Annotated in this window: 13 protein-coding genes; 5 read left to right on the forward strand and 8 right to left on the reverse strand. The window is 61.7% G+C overall.

What is annotated here, in order from left to right; all coding sequences use genetic code 11:
- Positions 1–2 precede the first annotated feature (2 nt).
- Positions 3–371: a cupin domain-containing protein gene (locus AB4874_RS12530; RefSeq protein ID WP_368392227.1), complete on the forward strand. Its 369-nt coding sequence runs from the start codon at positions 3–5 to the stop codon at positions 369–371.
- Between the two features lie 577 nt (positions 372–948).
- Here the strand turns inward: AB4874_RS12530 and AB4874_RS12535 are convergent.
- From AB4874_RS12535 to AB4874_RS12550, 4 genes are all read right to left on the reverse strand, one after another.
- A complete protein-coding gene (locus AB4874_RS12535) occupies positions 949–1,521 on the reverse strand; it encodes a sarcosine oxidase subunit gamma (RefSeq protein ID WP_368392228.1) in 573 nt (190 codons plus the stop codon).
- Positions 1,514–4,468 (reverse strand): sarcosine oxidase subunit alpha family protein, encoded by a 2,955-nt coding sequence (locus AB4874_RS12540; RefSeq protein WP_368392229.1) that lies wholly within the window; start codon positions 4,466–4,468, stop codon positions 1,514–1,516. Before AB4874_RS12540 ends, AB4874_RS12535 begins: the two co-directional genes overlap by 8 nt.
- Positions 4,465–4,788, reverse strand: coding sequence for a sarcosine oxidase subunit delta (locus AB4874_RS12545; RefSeq protein WP_368392230.1), 324 nt, complete (start codon positions 4,786–4,788; stop codon positions 4,465–4,467). Before AB4874_RS12545 ends, AB4874_RS12540 begins: the two co-directional genes overlap by 4 nt.
- Before the next feature lie 91 nt (positions 4,789–4,879).
- On the reverse strand, positions 4,880–6,124 hold the full coding sequence (locus AB4874_RS12550; protein WP_368392231.1) for a sarcosine oxidase subunit beta family protein: 1,245 nt from the start codon (positions 6,122–6,124) through the stop codon (positions 4,880–4,882).
- A gap of 197 nt (positions 6,125–6,321) precedes the next feature.
- Here AB4874_RS12550 and ccmI point away from each other — a divergent pair, with 197 nt between their 5' ends.
- The 4 genes from ccmI to AB4874_RS12570 all read left to right on the forward strand — a co-directional run bounded on the left by ccmI (position 6,322) and on the right by AB4874_RS12570 (position 9,690).
- The gene (gene ccmI / locus AB4874_RS12555) at positions 6,322–7,890 is read left to right on the forward strand and encodes a c-type cytochrome biogenesis protein CcmI (protein ID WP_368392232.1); all 1,569 of its coding nucleotides are present in this window, start codon (positions 6,322–6,324) and stop codon (positions 7,888–7,890) included.
- An 11-nt stretch (positions 7,891–7,901) separates the two neighbouring features.
- Positions 7,902–8,360, forward strand: coding sequence for a Holliday junction resolvase RuvX (gene ruvX, locus AB4874_RS12560; protein ID WP_438273477.1), 459 nt, complete (start codon positions 7,902–7,904; stop codon positions 8,358–8,360).
- Positions 8,357–8,587 carry a DUF1289 domain-containing protein gene (locus tag AB4874_RS12565; RefSeq protein ID WP_368392233.1) on the forward strand — a complete coding sequence of 77 codons (231 nt, stop codon included), beginning with the start codon at positions 8,357–8,359 and terminating at the stop codon, positions 8,585–8,587. Before ruvX ends, AB4874_RS12565 begins: the two co-directional genes overlap by 4 nt.
- 83 nt (positions 8,588–8,670) lie before the next feature.
- Entirely contained in the window at positions 8,671–9,690 is a 1,020-nt protein-coding gene (locus tag AB4874_RS12570) for an NAD-dependent epimerase/dehydratase family protein (protein WP_368392234.1), read from the forward strand.
- Between the two features lie 12 nt (positions 9,691–9,702).
- Here AB4874_RS12570 and AB4874_RS12575 read toward each other — a convergent pair whose 3' ends face one another.
- The 4 genes from AB4874_RS12575 to pdxR all read right to left on the reverse strand — a co-directional run bounded on the left by AB4874_RS12575 (position 9,703) and on the right by pdxR (position 15,097).
- Complete coding sequence (locus AB4874_RS12575) at positions 9,703–10,143, reverse strand: YtoQ family protein (RefSeq protein WP_295532714.1); 441 nt, start codon at positions 10,141–10,143, stop codon at positions 9,703–9,705.
- Positions 10,144–10,206: 63 nt separating this feature from the next.
- Complete coding sequence (locus AB4874_RS12580; protein WP_368392235.1) at positions 10,207–11,583, reverse strand: aminotransferase family protein; 1,377 nt, start codon at positions 11,581–11,583, stop codon at positions 10,207–10,209.
- A 162-nt stretch (positions 11,584–11,745) separates the two neighbouring features.
- A complete protein-coding gene (gene xsc, locus AB4874_RS12585; RefSeq protein ID WP_368392236.1) occupies positions 11,746–13,521 on the reverse strand; it encodes a sulfoacetaldehyde acetyltransferase in 1,776 nt (591 codons plus the stop codon).
- Between the two features lie 103 nt (positions 13,522–13,624).
- Positions 13,625–15,097, reverse strand: coding sequence for a MocR-like pyridoxine biosynthesis transcription factor PdxR (gene pdxR, locus AB4874_RS12590; RefSeq protein ID WP_368392237.1), 1,473 nt, complete (start codon positions 15,095–15,097; stop codon positions 13,625–13,627).
- Positions 15,098–15,126: the final 29 nt, after the last annotated feature.

A 15,126-nucleotide genomic window follows, 5' to 3' on the forward strand; every position in this document is an offset into this window, starting at 1 on the left:
GGATGTTGATTGATTGGAGTGCGCTGCCCACGGTGGGCGGAATGCGCGCAGGTTCGGACCGGCAAGGAATCTGCGGCGACAAGATCTCGGCCGTTCGTGTCGTGACCGAACCGGACGCAGAGTTCGATGGCAAGACCCATTGGCACGAGAACGAACAGCTGTTGGTGATGGTCGAGGGGATGGTGAGGGTCACGATCGACGACCGTGAGATGGAAGCCAATCCGGGCGATCTGATTTTCTTTCCTGCGGGGTCGCGCCACGCTGCGATCGGCGTCGGGCCCGAAGGCGCCGTCTATTACGAGATTTTCGCCCCCGCGCGCCCCGACCAGCTTCCCGGTTGGGTCGGCAGTTCCGTCCTGCGCTTCGACTAGGAGCGCCTGCCCCGGCCATCAGGCCCGTTCCCCACCTGATGGCCGAAGACGGCAAATTGCCAAAAATCGGACTGCCTTCAGCTCGGCCCCGCCCTCACGGCGGGGCCGTTTCGATTCTATCAGGTCAACGAGCCGGACTGAGCATCTGACCATAAGGCATTGCCTGTCATGGGACACGAGGTGGGAACGAAGATCTCAGACAAACGTGAGAAGCCGGAAGCCCTCATCGCCAAGCTGCGACGGGTTGAAGGGCTGCAGGTTCAAGGCCCAAAGCTTGCAGCTGCGGTGCGCCAGATCAGGAACTCCCTGCGTCGGTGGCCGACATGTCGCAAAGACAACCACGGCGCACCTAACCAACGCGCACTAGGTCAATTTAATCCGAAGGATCACCCTCACACCGGATCCGGAAAATCCAAAGCACCTGAACGCCGAGATCGAAATTGCACTCGGCGATTTGATGTGTGCCGCAGAGCAACCGATACTCTTGATTGAGAGAGACAGAGGGGATCGGCAAATAGCGGTCAAGCTGGGGGGCGCTGCCCCCGGCTCCTGTGGAGCCTCCCCCGGGATATTTGGATCAAGAGGAAGGAGAGGCGGTTTCGAAAAGCTCTGATCCGGGGCGCGCGGATATTTCGAGCAGCCCCATCACGTAACTCGCGACCGAGCGAAAACAGATCAGCGAAATTTCATTTGGGCCCGAGCGCCAGAACGCGGCAGGCACCTGCGCCAGACGCGTGCGGCGCATCTCGCCCGTGGGCAGGGCCGCGATATCGGCGGGGCACAATTTCATGATGACCTGATCGGATTTCGCGCCTTGGATGCGAAAAAGCGCGCGCGCATCCGAAACATTACTGATCAGTGCATGAGTTTTCTCCAGCGCCTCCGACAGCGTCCGCGCCAATTGCGTAGCCTGCGCATGATCGCATATCAGCAGCAATTCATCCGGGCTCATCCACGCCAACGCGCCGCTTTCGGCTTCCACGATCTGGCGCGGCTCAGGCTTGGGAAAACCATGCGCCTTCAGCGCCTTGAGAAGCGTTTTTGATGTTAAATCACAGCGGATCGACAGCATCCCGACCAGCCCGGCTTCGGCCACGGTGACAAAGCCCTCATGCGTTGCGCCTTGCAAGGCGCTCACAGCGTCAGACATTCTGCTTCTCCCCGTCCTTGTCGTAAAAGACTGGATCGGTGATGCGCGCCTTGACCATCGCATCGCCCTCTCCGGTAAACTCAATCACCTCACCCATCCGGTCGGGCCCGTGCAGCACCAGCCCCATCGCAATGCCCTTGCCGATCGTGGGCGAGTAATAGGTCGAGGTGACGCGGCCTTGCGTGTTGCGCTGCCCATTGGCGTTATAGCCATCTGCGGGGGCGTGGCTGCCATCGGGGATCACCGAGCCATCAAGCGTTTCTAACCCGACCAGTTTCCAGCGGTTGGGATCAGTCATATGCGGGCGCTGTTGGGCGCGTTTTCCAAGGTAGTCGGTCTTCTTTTTCGAGATCGCCCAGTTCAGCCCCAGATCCTGAGGGATCACCGTGCCGTCGGTCTCATCCCCGATCATGATAAAGCCCTTTTCAGCGCGCATCACATGCAGCGCTTCGGTGCCGTAGGGCATGACGCCAAGGTCTTTGCCCTCGGCGACCAGTTTCTCCCACAGCGCAAGGCCCTGCGAGGCGGGCACGGCGATTTCGTAGCTGAGTTCGCCTGAGAAGGAGATACGGAAGATGCGGGCGTCGAAACCGCCAAGGCTGCCCTCAAGCCATTGCATGAAGGGCAAGGCCTCTTTGGACAGATCCATGCCGCCAAGCCTCTCCAGCAACTGGCGCGCCTTGGGCCCGACCACTGCGATTTGGGCGAATTGCTCGGTGAGATTGGCGGTATAGACCTTCCAGTCCCACCATTCGCATTGCAGCCAATCCTCCATCCAGCTGTGGATGCGATCGGCCCCGCCCGAGGTGGTGTGGCACAGCCAGCTATCGTCAGACAGGCGCGCCACGACACCGTCGTCCATCAGAAAGCCGTTCTCGTTGCACATCAGCCCGTAGCGGCATTTTCCGACCGGTAGGGTCGACATCATGTTGGTATAGAGCATGTCAAGGAAGCGTCCGGCATCGGGCCCTTTCACCACGATCTTGCCCAGAGTCGAGGCATCGAGCAGCCCGACATTGCTGCGCGTATTGGTGGTCTCGCGATTGACCGCCTCGCGATGGGATTCGCCCGCTTTCGGATAGCAATAGGGGCGGCGCCATTGGCCCACCGGCTCCCAATGGGCGTGGCGCGCCTCGTGCCAGCTTTGCATCGGCGTGCGGCGCAGGGGTTGGAACAGCGGCCCCTTGGCCTCAGCAGTGATCGCGCCAAGGCTGATCGGAGTGTAGGGCGGGCGGAAAGTGGTGGTCCCGGTGGCCGGGATCGGCTGGCCAAGCGCATCAGAAAGCACGGCGAGCCCATTGATATTGCTTAACTTCCCCTGATCCGTCGCCATGCCGAGCGTGGTGTAGCGCTTGGTATGTTCAACGCTTTCATAGCCCTCGCGCGCCGCAAGCTGCACATCCGAGACCTTCACGTCATTCTGAAAATCAAGGAAGCTTTTGAAGCGCAACGCAGGGGGCGCGCCTGCGGGCATTTGCCAGACCGGCATCATCGCGGCCTCATCGCTGGAACAGGCGCCAAGCCCCGCCCCCCCCATTACCGCCGCCAAGGTCAGATCGCCATTGGCCGCACCGACCACCTGCACCATCGCCGTGCCATCCGCGCCCAGGGGTGGGCGCTCGGGATCGGGGCGGAACATCGCCTGCCCCGCGTCCCAGATCAGCTTGCCGCCGCAATGCGACCACAGATGCACAACCGGCGACCAGCCGCCCGACATTGCCACGCAGTCGCAGTCGATGGTTTCAATCGCACCGCCTTCGCCAGCCTGTGTGCAGATTTCCACCCCCGAGACCTGCTTGCGCCCCAAAACCTTGGCCACCGCGCGCCCCTCAAGCACGCGCACGCCGCGCGCCTTGACCTCTTGGGGCAGCGCGCCGTGACTGGCCTCGCGCGCATCCACGATGGCGGGCACCGACAGCCCGGCATCCAGCAGCGCCAGCGCCGTGCGATAGGCATCGTCATTATTGGTCACGATCACCGTGCGATCCCCGGGCGAGACCGCCCAGTTCGCCACATAATCGCGCACCGCACTGGCCAGCATCACGCCGGGCACGTCATTGCCCGCGAAGGCCAGCGGGCGTTCGATTGCGCCCGTCGCAGTGATCGTGCGCCCTGCGCGGATGCGCCACAAACGATGGCGCGGCAGGTCAGCACCGGGGCGGGTATCGCCCACGCTTTCCAGCCCGATGACATAGCCATGATCATATTGACCCGCCGCCATCAGCCGTGTGCGCAGCGTGACATTTTCCATCAATTCAAGCTCTTGCAGGGTTGTCTTAATCCAGTCGCAAGCCTCGAACCCGTCGATCTGGCCGCCATCGACAGGCGTGCGCCCGCCCCAATACGCGCTTTGCTCAACCAGCCAGACGCGCTTGCCCGCGCGCCCTTCGCGCAGCGCCGCCGCAAGCCCCGCCACACCGCCGCCCACAACCAGCACATCGCAATGCGCATAGGCCTGTTCGTAGCGGTCGGGATCAGCCTCTTTGGGCACGCCGCCAAGGCCTGCGGATTTGCGGATGATCGGCTCAAACAGGTGTTTCCACGCGGCTTGCGGGGCCATGAAGGTCTTGTAGTAGAACCCTGCGGGAAGGAATTTGTAGAACGCGTCGTTGATCTCGCCAACGTCGAATTCAAGGCTGGGCCAGTGGTTCTGGCTGCGCGTTTCCGCGCCCTCGAACAGCTCGGTCGTGGTGGTGCGCTGATCGGGTTCGAAACGGGCGTTGCGACCAAGCCCCACCAGCGCATTGGGTTCTTCGACGCCGCTGGCCATGATCCCGCGCGGGCGGTGATATTTGAACGAGCGCCCGACCATCACCTGCCCCGCCCCGAGCAGCGCCGAGGCCAGCGTGTCGCCCTCATAGCCCTGCATCGGCTTGCCGTTGAAAGTGAAATTCAGCCGTTTTGCGCGGTCAATCAGGCGACCGCCCTTGCTTAGACGTGTGCTCATGCTTGAGGCTCCCATTCGGGCCGTTTCGCCTTGATTTTCTTAATCAAATCGGCAGGCGGCTTGTGGGTTTGCGCCGCGTAGGTGCCAAAGACTTCCAGCGTCGCGGTGCAGCGCGCGGCCAAGAACCACTTGCCGCAGCCATAGGCGTGACGCCAGCGTTCGAAATGCACGCCTTTGGGGTTTTTGCGCGCGAACAGGTAGCCCTCAAAGTCGGCATCCGAGGAGTCTGGTCCAAAGCGTTTGAGATGGGCCTCGCCGCCGGGCGCGAATTCGGTTTCCTCGGCGATGATGCCGCAGCAGGGACAGGTGAGGGTCAGCATGTCAGCGGGCCTTTGCTTGGCAGGCGCCGGGGGCTTCGCGCCCCCGGACCCCCGCGGGATATTTTCGTCAAGAGGAAGACAGATTGCGCCATCAATGCGCCACCCCTGCCGCCACCGACTCGTCGATGAAACGGCCTTCCTTAAACCGGTTGAGGTTGAATTCGGCGGCCAGCGGTGAGTGGCCGCGCGCGATCAGTTCGGCCATTGCGAAGCCCGAGCCGGGAATCGATTTGAACCCGCCCGTGCCCCAGCCGCAATTGACGAAGATGCCCTCAACCGGGGTTTTGGACAGGATCGGAGAGCGGTCGCCCGTCATATCCACGATACCGCCCCATTGGCGCAGCATCTTGAGACGCGAGATGATCGGGAAGGTTTCGACCAGCGCGCGGGTGGTTTCCTCGACATGATGCCAACTGCCCCTTTGGGTGTAGTTGTTAAACCCGTCCGTGCCGCCGCCAATCACCATTTCGCCCTTATCCGATTGGCTCATATAGCCGTGCACGGTGTTGGCCATTACGACCACATCCATGCAGGGTTTGATGGGTTCAGACACCCAAGCTTGCAGCGCCACGCTTTCGATTGGCAGGCGGAAGCCGCCCATTTCGGCCAGAACCGAGCTATGGCCCGCTACCACAATTGCGAGGTTTTCACAGCTGATCTCGCCCTTGCTCGTGGTGATTCCTGTCACTTTTCCAGCATTTTGCGAGATTCCAGTGACTTCGCATTGCTGGATGATATCCATCCCCATGCTTGAGCAGGCGCGCGCATAGCCCCAAGCCACCGCATCATGACGCGCGGTGCCGCCGCGGGCCTGATACAGGGCGCCCAGCACCGGATAGCGCGGCCCGTCGATATTGAGGATTGGCACCAATTCCTTCACGCGTTCGGGTCCGATCCATTCAGTGGCGATGCCTTGCAGGCGGTTTGCATGGACCGTGCGCTGATAGCCGCGCACCTCATGTTCCGTCTGGCCCAGCATCAACAACCCGCGCGGCGAGAACATCACGTTATAATTAAGATCGCGGCTCAGCCCCTCATACAGTGAGCGGGCCTTTTCATAGATCGCCGCCGAAGGGTCCTGCAGGTAATTCGAGCGGATGATCGTGGTGTTACGCCCGGTATTGCCCCCGCCCAGCCAGCCTTTTTCGATCACCGCGACATCGGTGATCCCATGCACCTTGCCCAGGTAATAGGCCGTCGCCAGCCCATGCCCGCCTGCGCCGATCACGACCACCTTGTAGCGTTTCTTGGGCTCGGGGCTGCGCCAAGCCCGCTCCCATCCCGCGTGATAGCGCAGCGCCTCGCGCGCGACAGCAAAGATCGAATAGCGTTTCATGGGCGGCCCTCGGTAACTGATCTGGCGACTCTCATCTGTCTTTGTGATGGACTGCGCGCCCCTTTGACAGCCCCCCCGATGCGGCATTGCAGAGAAAAAAGCGACATCAGGCTGCGACATCGCGCTCCATCGTGGTGCTGGGGGCTTTCAGGCAGGGCATTTCTCGCCTAAATGAATGCGCAAGGAGAGGAAACGCCATGCTGTTCTGGACTATCGCTGCCGCGCTTGTCGCGATCATTACGCTATTGTTTGCACTTGCCGTGATGCGCGGGGGGGCAAGCGATCCGGCCCCGACTGCGTCATATGATGTGCAGGTTTATCGTGATCAGCTGCGCGATATTGAACGCGATGTCGAACGCGGCGTGACCTCGCGCGAAGAGGCCGAGCGCGCCAAGCTTGAAATCTCGCGCCGGATGCTGGAGGCAGACCGCAAAGTGCAGGCGGGGTCGGACACGTCGCGCGCACCTCAGTGGGCGATGATCGTGCTGAGCGTCGGGGCTGTTGCGCTGGTTGGCGGGGCGTTCTGGCTATATGGCCGGATGGGCGCTGAGGGCTATGGCGATCAGCCCATCGCCGAGCGTTATGCGATGGCCAACAAACGCTATGACAGCCGCCCGACGCAGGAAGCGGCTGAGAAAATGGTCGCCGCGCGCCAGGTTGACCAGCCCAAACCCGACCCGAAATTCACCGAACTGATGGTCAAACTGCGCGAAGCCGTTTCAAAAAAACCAAACGACCCCAAAGGGTTGGAATTGCTGGCGCGCAATGAAGCCGCGATGGGCAATTTCGACGCGGCCTGGAAGGCGCAACAGCGGTTGCTGGCGCTCAAAGGCGAGGCGGCCAGTGCCGATGACTACGCCCAGCTTGGCGAATTGATGGTTGTGGCCGCAGGGGGGCTTGTCACGCCCGAGTCGGAGAAAGTCTTTGCCACTGCGCTGCAGAAAGATCCGGAAAACGGGCTGTCGCTTTACTATGTCGGCCTGATGATGGTGCAGAATTCACGTGAGGACCGGGCGTTTCGCATTTGGGACGGCTTGCTGCGCAACTCGCCCGATGATGCGCCTTGGGTGCCCACGATTCGTCAGAATATCAACGAGTTGGCATGGCTTGCGGGCGAAAACGACTACACGCCACCGATGCCGCGCGGCGTTGGTCCAAATCAGGCCGATATTGCCGCCGCTGCCGATATGACCCCGGCCGAGCGTCAGAACATGATCCGCGGGATGGTCAACCAGCTCAATGATCGGTTGGCGCAAGAAGGTGGCAGCGCAGATGATTGGGCGCGGCTGATTTCCTCGTTGCGCATGCTTGGCGAGGTGGATCGCGCCAATGCGATTTATGGCGAAGCGAAGGGCAAATTTGCCGCCCAGCCCCAAGATATGGCCAAGATCGACACGGCGCATCAGGCCCCCGTGGGCAAAGCGCTTGAGGCGACGGGTGGCACGCCTGCCCCTGCCCAAGGTGCGACCCAAGGCGCCCCGATGCTGCCCGGCCCGAGTGCCGAGCAGATGAAGGACGCCGCGCAAATGAGCCCCGCAGATCGCAAGCAGATGATTCAGGGCATGGTCGATGGACTGTTTGACCGCCTGACGACCGAGGGCGGCACCGCAGCGGAATGGTCGCGCGTGGTGTCGTCGCTTGCCACGTTGGGCGAAAAGGATCGCGCGCTTGAGGCATTGGGCGAGGCGCAGCAAGCGCTGGCCAGTGATCCCGCCGCTTTGGCGCAGGTTCAAGCCGCTGCGCAAGCCGCCGGGTTGTCTCAGTGATTTGCCCCGACATGATCGCATTCGCCGCCCAGCTGCCGCGTACAGGCGGGGTGGCGGGTCTTGATCTGGGCACGAAAACGATCGGGGTGGCGGTGTCGGACGGGCTGCGCTCGGTCGCCTCACCGCTGCTCACGATCCGGCGGCGCAAGTTCGGTCTGGATGCGCAGGCGCTGCTGGCCATCGTGGCCGAGCGGGATTTGCGCGGGCTGATTTTAGGGCTGCCGATGAATATGGACGGCTCTGAAGGGCCGCGCTGCCAATCGACGCGGGCCTTTGCGCGCAACCTTGAAAATCTCACCGACCTGCCAATCTCTTTCTGGGATGAGCGGTTGTCGACAGTGGCCGCCGAACGCGCGATGCTAGAGGCCGATCTGTCGCGTGCCAAACGCGCCGAGGCGATTGACCATGTGGCGGCGGCGTTTATCTTGCAAGGCGCGCTGGATCGGTTGCGCTATCTGGGGGCGCAATGAGCGACGAAATCTGGAAACGCGACGAGGTCGAAAGCCCCTGCGTCAAGCTGTGCCAGATTCACCCCCAAGAGCGGCTGTGCATCGGCTGTTTGCGCACCCTCGACGAGATCGGCGCCTGGACCCGTCTCAGCCCCGAGCAGCGTCGTGAGATCATGGCGCAATTGCCCGCCCGCGCGCCTCGGTTGCAACAACGCCGCGGCGGGCGCGCAGCCCGACGCGAGCTCTGATCAGGTGCACCACAGGCCTGCCGTTGAGCAGGCCCGCCTCCCGCCCTATAGTGGCGCGCGCACCTCAAGAACGGATATGACACATGGCTGCTAAACGCGTTCTCATCACCGGCTCTGCCGGGTTTATCGGCTACCATCTGGCCAAGCTGTTATTGGCGCAGGGTGTGCGGGCGCACGGCTTTGACGGGATGACCGATTATTACGACGTCGCGCTGAAACAGCGCCGCCATTCAATGCTGCTGCAAGATGCGAATTTCTCGGCCACCGAGGGGATGCTGGAAGATCGCGATCTGCTAGATCGGGTCTGCGATGAATTCGCCCCCGATGTGATCGTGCATCTCGCCGCCCAAGCCGGCGTGCGCTACAGCCTTGAAAACCCACGCGCTTATATTGAAACTAACGTGGTGGGCACGTTCAACATCATGGAGATCGCGCGCCGTCTTGAGGTCGATCATCTGCTGATGGCCTCGACCAGTTCGGTTTACGGGGCCAACACGGACATGCCCTACGCTGAGACCGACAAGGCCGACACGCCGCTCACGATCTATGCCGCGACGAAAAAAGCGACCGAGGCGATGGGCCATTCATATGCCCATCTGTGGAATATCCCGACCACGATGTTTCGGTTTTTCACGGTTTACGGGCCGTGGGGGCGCCCCGATATGGCGCTGTTCAAATTCACAGATGCGATCCTCGATGGGCGGCCCATCGACGTCTATAATCACGGCGAAATGTATCGCGATTTTACCTATGTCGAGGATCTCGTGCGCGGTATCGCCTTGCTGATCGACACCCCGCCCGTGCGCCCTGCGACCCCCGAGGACATCGCCGAGGGCGACAGCCTGTCCCCCGTCGCGCCCTATCGCGTGGTCAATATCGGCAATTCCGACAAGGTGCGCCTGTTGGATTTCGTCGAGGCCATTGAGGCGGCGATCGGCATCCCCGCCAAACGCACTTACATGGATATGCAAAAGGGCGATGTGCCAGCAACCTGGGCCGATGCCAGCCTGTTGCACAGCCTGACCGGCTATCGCCCACAGACCGATTTCCGCGACGGGGTTGAACGCTTCGTGGCGTGGTTTCGCGACTATTACAACCGCTAGGCCACGCCCCGCCTAAAGCGTGCCCGTCAGCACATAGCGCAGCGCGCGCGCGACTTGTTCGGGTGTGCGCGCAACGGCATTGGCAGCGGCATCCACCTCTTTGAGCGCATGGTCGTGATCATCAGGTTGCAGCACGATGATCGGCTTGCCCAGTGCCGCCCCGTAGCCCGCATCAAAGGCCGCGTTCCACTGTTTGTATTTCTCGCCAAAGCACACAACCAGCACGTCACAGCCCTCAATCCCGCGCCGTGTGCGGATCGCGTTGAGCGACGCCCCCTTGCGGTCATGCCAGAACTTATCCGCCTCGGCCCCGAAGATCTCGACCCCGCAATCATCAGAGGCCGCGTGATCGGTGACCGGGCCGGACCAGTCAATTTTGAGCCCCTTGCACGCCGATTTGACGCTGTCACGCCAGTCGGTGTGGATCTCGCCCGAGAGATAGACTTTCAGCATAGTGCTTCCTTTCATTACCCTCGGGCAAAATGGCGCGCAGCCTCACGCAGTGCAAGACCGCGCCTAGCCAAACACCCGGCCCAGCGCTCCATCCACCGCAGTTGTGATCGCGTCAATGTCATCGGGCGTGGCGATCAGCGCGGGGCTGAAACACAGCGTGTTGTTAAAGCCGGGCAGCGAGCGGTTGGTCATGCCGATGATCACGCCCTGCGCCATGCAATCTGCGACCACGGCGGCGACGCGTTTTTCATCCGCAGGCTCTTTGCTGGTGCGATCGTTGACCAGCTCAGCGCCACAAAACAGCCCCTTGCCGCGCACATCGCCGATCACCGCATGACGCTCCATCAGCGCGTGCAGATTATCCATCATCCGCGCGCCCATCCGGTTGGTGTTGTCCAACAGGTTCTCGTCTTCGATGATGCGCATGTTTTCCAGCGCCGCCGCAGGCCCTGATGTGCAGCCACCAAAGGTCGAAATATCGCGGAAATAGCCCAGCGGGTCGCTGTCATCCTTGAACATTTCGAACACCGCCTCGGTGGTGACGGTGCACGAAATCGCGGCATAGCCAGAGGCCACGCCCTTGGCCATCGTCACGAAATCGGGCTTTACCCCGTAATGCTGATAGCCAAACCACTCGCCGGTGCGCCCGACGCCGCAGACCACCTCGTCGATATGCAGCATGATATCGTATTTGGCGCAGATCTCTTGCACGCGCTGCCAGTAGCCCTCGGGGGGCGTGATGACGCCGCCGCCTGCCGTCACCGGTTCCAGACACAGCAGGCCGATTTCATCAGGACCTTCGCGCAAGATCACCTCTTCGATCGCATCCGCTGCGCGGCGTCCGTAATCTTCGACATCCCATTGCGCGCGATATTCCAGACAATGGGGCACTTCGATGAAACCGGGCGTGAAGGGGCCGTATTGCTGCGCGCGCTGGGGCTGACCGCAAGCCGCGAGCGCGGTGATCGTGGTGCCGTGATAATCGCGCTCACGATAGAGGATCTTGGTTTTGCGCCCGCCATGCACCCGGTGGCCGATCTGGCGCACCATTTTGAAGACCTTCTCATTGGCCTCCGATCCCGAGTTGGCATAATAGACCCGGCTCATCCCCGGCATCTTTTCGATCAAAGCTTCGGCAAACAGCGCCCCCGGGATCGAGCCCGCCGAGCCTGCGAAATAATTGAGTTTCACCAGTTGGTCGCGCACAACATCGGCGATGCTTTCGCGCCCGTAGCCGACATTGACCGTCCAGACACCGCCCGAGACCGCATCCAGATGCTCTTTGCCCAACGCATCCCACAGCTTCATGCCCTTGCCCTCGACCATCACGCGCGGGTCGATGCTTTCAAAGGGTTTATGCTGCGTCAGGTGGTGCCAGACCCGCGCCTTATCAGCCGCGATCACATGGCTCAGATCGTTCGAAGTCAGGTTCTTGTTCATGCTAATCGCTCCACTCAGGGGGCCGCAGGGCGCGGCGGATCAAGCGCTGATCTTTCCGCGCTGCGGCGAAACTGCGTAGTGCCAATTGTGCCCGCCAGATAAGGCCAGTTTTGCAAATTGCACAGGCGCCCCGTCAAAAGCCCCGCCAAAAGTGCCTTTGCTTCAAACGCCGGTTTGCGGGCGCATATCGGCAGCGTTGATCCCGGCGACGCCAACCGGTTTCTTCATCGCGTCGCGGCGGAACGGCTCGCCCAGTTCCTGATTGATCAGCACCTCGATAAAGGTCGTCTGGCCTGCTTTTTGCGCCTTGATCGCGCCATCTAGCGCGGCTGTCAGATCGTCCATGGTTTTCACCTGCACCCCCTTGAGGCCGCAGGCATTGGCGATGGCGGCATAGCTGACGCCCTCATTCAGCTCGGTGCCCACGAAATTGTCGTCAAACCACAGCGTCGTGTTGCGCTTTTCCGCGCCCCATTGGTAGTTGCGGAAGATCACCATCGTGATTGCAGGCCATTCCTTGCGCCCGATCGCCGTCATCTCGTTCATCGAAATGCCAAACGCGCCGTCGCCCGCAAAGCCCACGACTGGCATATCGGGCTGCGCAATTTTTGCCCCCATGATCGCAGGCAAGCCGTAGCCGCACGGTCCGAACAGACCCGGCGCCAGATATTTCCGCCCCGCCTCGAAACTCGGATAGGCGTTACCGATGGCGCAATTATTGCCGATGTCGGAACTGATGATCGCCTCTTTTGGCAGCGCGGACTGGATCGCACGCCACGCCATGCGCGGGCTCATCCAATCGGGCTTGGCGTTGCGCGCGCGGGCGTTCCAAGTGGTGCCCGGATCGTCGTCCTCGTGATCCATGCTGGACAGCTGCTGCGCCCAAGCCGATTTGGTTTGCCCGATCAGCGCGCGGCGCGCCTCGCGCCCGGCATCGCCCGCATCTGTCGCCAGTTCCGCCAAAATCGCATCCGCCACCTTGCCCGCATCACCAACAATGCCCACCGCCACCGGCTTGGTCAGCCCGATCCGGTCGGGGTTGAGATCGACCTGAATGATCGCGGCGTCTTTGGGCCAGTAATCCATGCCATAGCCCGGCAGCGTCGAGAACGGGTTCAGCCGCGTGCCCAGTGCCAGCACCACATCGGCTTTGGCGATCAGCTCCATCCCCGCCTTGGACCCGTTATAACCCAGCGGCCCCGCAAACAGCGGATGCGAGCCGGGGAACGCATCATTGTGCTGATAGCCACAGCAAACCGGCGCATCCAGCCGCTCTGCCAGCGCAATTGAGGCAGGAATAGCCCCCGCCAACACGACACCCGCACCGTTCAGGATCACCGGAAACTTCGCTTGCGACAACAGGGCTGCGGCCTGTGCAATCGCGTCTTGGCCCCCCGTGGGGCGCTCAAAACTGACGACCTTGGGCAGATCGATATCAATCACCTTGGTCCAGAAATCGCGCGGGATATTGATTTGCGCGGGCGCTGAGGCGCGCTTGGCCTTGAGGATCACGCGGTTGAGCACCTCGGCGATGCGCGACGGGTCACGCACCTCCTCCTGATAGGCGACCATATCGGCAAATAGCCGCATCTGTTCGACCTCTTGAAAGCCGCCCTGCCCGATCGTGGCATTGGCCGCTTGTGGCGTGACCAGCAAGAGCGGCGTGTGATTCCAATAGGCGGTTTTCACGGGGGTGACGAAATTGGTGATGCCGGGGCCGTTTTGCGCCACCATCATCGACATCTTGCCACTCGCGCGGGTAAAGCCATCGGCCATCATCCCCGCATTGCATTCATGCGCGCAGTCCCAAAAGGTGATGCCCGCCGCCGGGAAGAGATCGGAAATTGGCATCATGGCTGATCCGATAATACCAAAAGCATGTTCAATCCCATGCAGTTGCAAGGTTTTAACAAAGGCCTCTTCGGTCGTCATCTTCATGGCATAGGCTCCTTGGGATCTCGGGTTTGGGGCCTGAATACGCGCCCCTTCCGCACGATCTATGACGTGGTGCAGCGGGACTGATTAGGGCCAGCCGGACAGGCTACTTAAGTCCAGTTTTGGCAATTTCTTGGGCGATCAGCGCAATGCCCTCGGGGATTCGCGCGTTGCGGATCGAGGAATAGGCGAGGCGATAGAATGGGCACGGTCCCTGCGATTCGTCAAAAAACGCAGCCCCCGGTTCAATCAACACCCCGCGCGCGGCCAGCCGTTCCGCCAGATCGCGGGTATCAATGCCCTCGGGCGCGCGCATCCAAAAGCTGGAGCCGCCAAACGCGCCCTGCCCCGCGACCTGCAATCCCTGCGCGGTGATCGCCTCATCCATCAACATCCGACGGCGGCGATAGGCCTGATGCAGCCGGTTGACCAACGCATCATAATGGCCCAGCGCCAGAAAATAGGCGGCGGTGCGCTGCACATGGCCGGGCGGGTGGCGCAAGACGGTGGCGCGCAGGGCGCGCGCCTCAGCGATGAAGGGCTCAGAGCCCACCAGAAAGCCCAGCCGCAGCCCTGGAAACAGCGATTTGGAGAACGAGCCGACATGGATCACCCGCCCCTCGCGATCCAGCGATTTCAACGAGGGCGAGGCGGCCTTGAGAAAGGACATCTCGAATTCGTAATCATCCTCGACCACGACGAAATCACGCTCGGCTGCCAGCGCCAACAGCCGTTCACGCCGCGCGCGCGGCATCGTCGCATTGGTCGGGCATTGATGGCTGGCGGTGGTGAAAACCACATCGACATCTTCGGGCAGCGCCTCAGGGGGAAGACCGTCTTCATCGACGTCGATCTGCACGCTGCGACAGCGGGTCTGGTCCAGCACGCTGCGCAGCCCCGGATAGCAGGGGTTTTCCAGCGCCGCCGTGCGCCGGCTATTGAGCAAAACCTGCGCCGACAACCACAGCGCATTTTGCGCCCCCAGCGTTAGCAAAATCTGGCTTGGATGGGCGGAAATCCCGCGTCGTGGCAGAATGTTGCGCGCGATATATTCGATCAGCATCGGGTCGTCATGTTCGTAATAATCGCCCGCCATCACGTCGAAATCGCGCTTGCCCAGCGCGCGCAGCGCACAGTGCCGCCAGTTTTGATGATCAAACAGTTCGGGGTCGGTCTGCCCATAGATGAAGGGGAATTCGTAGCTGCGCCAGTTCTGCGCCTTGGGAAAGCTGCGCTGACTGGTGAAGCGCTGCCCTGTCACGCGCGCCCAATCCACACTGTCCGTTTGCGCCCCGGATGGGCGGGTGAATTCAGGCTGGCGCGGCGCGGTATCAGACACGAAATAGCCCGAGCGCCCGCGCGATGTCAGATAATCATCGGCCACGAGTTCGGTATAGGCCAGCGTCACCGTGATCCGGCTGACGCCCAGATGCACGGCGAGTTTACGGCTTGAGGGCAGCTTGTCGCCCGCGCGAAAGCGCCCCTCAAGAATGCCCTCGGCGACCATCTGCTGAATGCGCTGTTGCAGCGTGCCGCTTTGATCGGGCGCAAGGAAGAAGGTCTCGGCAGGGACTGTCATACTGGACCTAAATGCGAACGAAACTGGAC

It is taken from the genome of Thioclava arctica, assembly GCF_040892615.1.
Lineage (GTDB): Bacteria > Pseudomonadota > Alphaproteobacteria > Rhodobacterales > Rhodobacteraceae > Thioclava > Thioclava arctica.

Excerpts from the sequence above, each read along its gene's own strand:
- AB4874_RS12530 (WP_368392227.1), top strand. The coding sequence starts at position 3 with ATGTTGATTGATTGGAGTGCGCTGCCCACGGTGGGCGGAATGCGCGCA.
- AB4874_RS12535 (WP_368392228.1), bottom strand. The coding sequence starts at position 1,521 with ATGTCTGACGCTGTGAGCGCCTTGCAAGGCGCAACGCATGAGGGCTTT.
- AB4874_RS12540 (WP_368392229.1), bottom strand. The coding sequence starts at position 4,468 with ATGAGCACACGTCTAAGCAAGGGCGGTCGCCTGATTGACCGCGCAAAA.
- AB4874_RS12545 (WP_368392230.1), bottom strand. The coding sequence starts at position 4,788 with ATGCTGACCCTCACCTGTCCCTGCTGCGGCATCATCGCCGAGGAAACC.
- AB4874_RS12550 (WP_368392231.1), bottom strand. The coding sequence starts at position 6,124 with ATGAAACGCTATTCGATCTTTGCTGTCGCGCGCGAGGCGCTGCGCTAT.
- ccmI (WP_368392232.1), top strand. The coding sequence starts at position 6,322 with ATGCTGTTCTGGACTATCGCTGCCGCGCTTGTCGCGATCATTACGCTA.
- ruvX (WP_438273477.1), top strand. The coding sequence starts at position 7,902 with ATGATCGCATTCGCCGCCCAGCTGCCGCGTACAGGCGGGGTGGCGGGT.
- AB4874_RS12565 (WP_368392233.1), top strand. The coding sequence starts at position 8,357 with ATGAGCGACGAAATCTGGAAACGCGACGAGGTCGAAAGCCCCTGCGTC.
- AB4874_RS12570 (WP_368392234.1), top strand. The coding sequence starts at position 8,671 with ATGGCTGCTAAACGCGTTCTCATCACCGGCTCTGCCGGGTTTATCGGC.
- AB4874_RS12575 (WP_295532714.1), bottom strand. The coding sequence starts at position 10,143 with ATGCTGAAAGTCTATCTCTCGGGCGAGATCCACACCGACTGGCGTGAC.
- AB4874_RS12580 (WP_368392235.1), bottom strand. The coding sequence starts at position 11,583 with ATGAACAAGAACCTGACTTCGAACGATCTGAGCCATGTGATCGCGGCT.
- xsc (WP_368392236.1), bottom strand. The coding sequence starts at position 13,521 with ATGAAGATGACGACCGAAGAGGCCTTTGTTAAAACCTTGCAACTGCAT.
- pdxR (WP_368392237.1), bottom strand. The coding sequence starts at position 15,097 with ATGACAGTCCCTGCCGAGACCTTCTTCCTTGCGCCCGATCAAAGCGGC.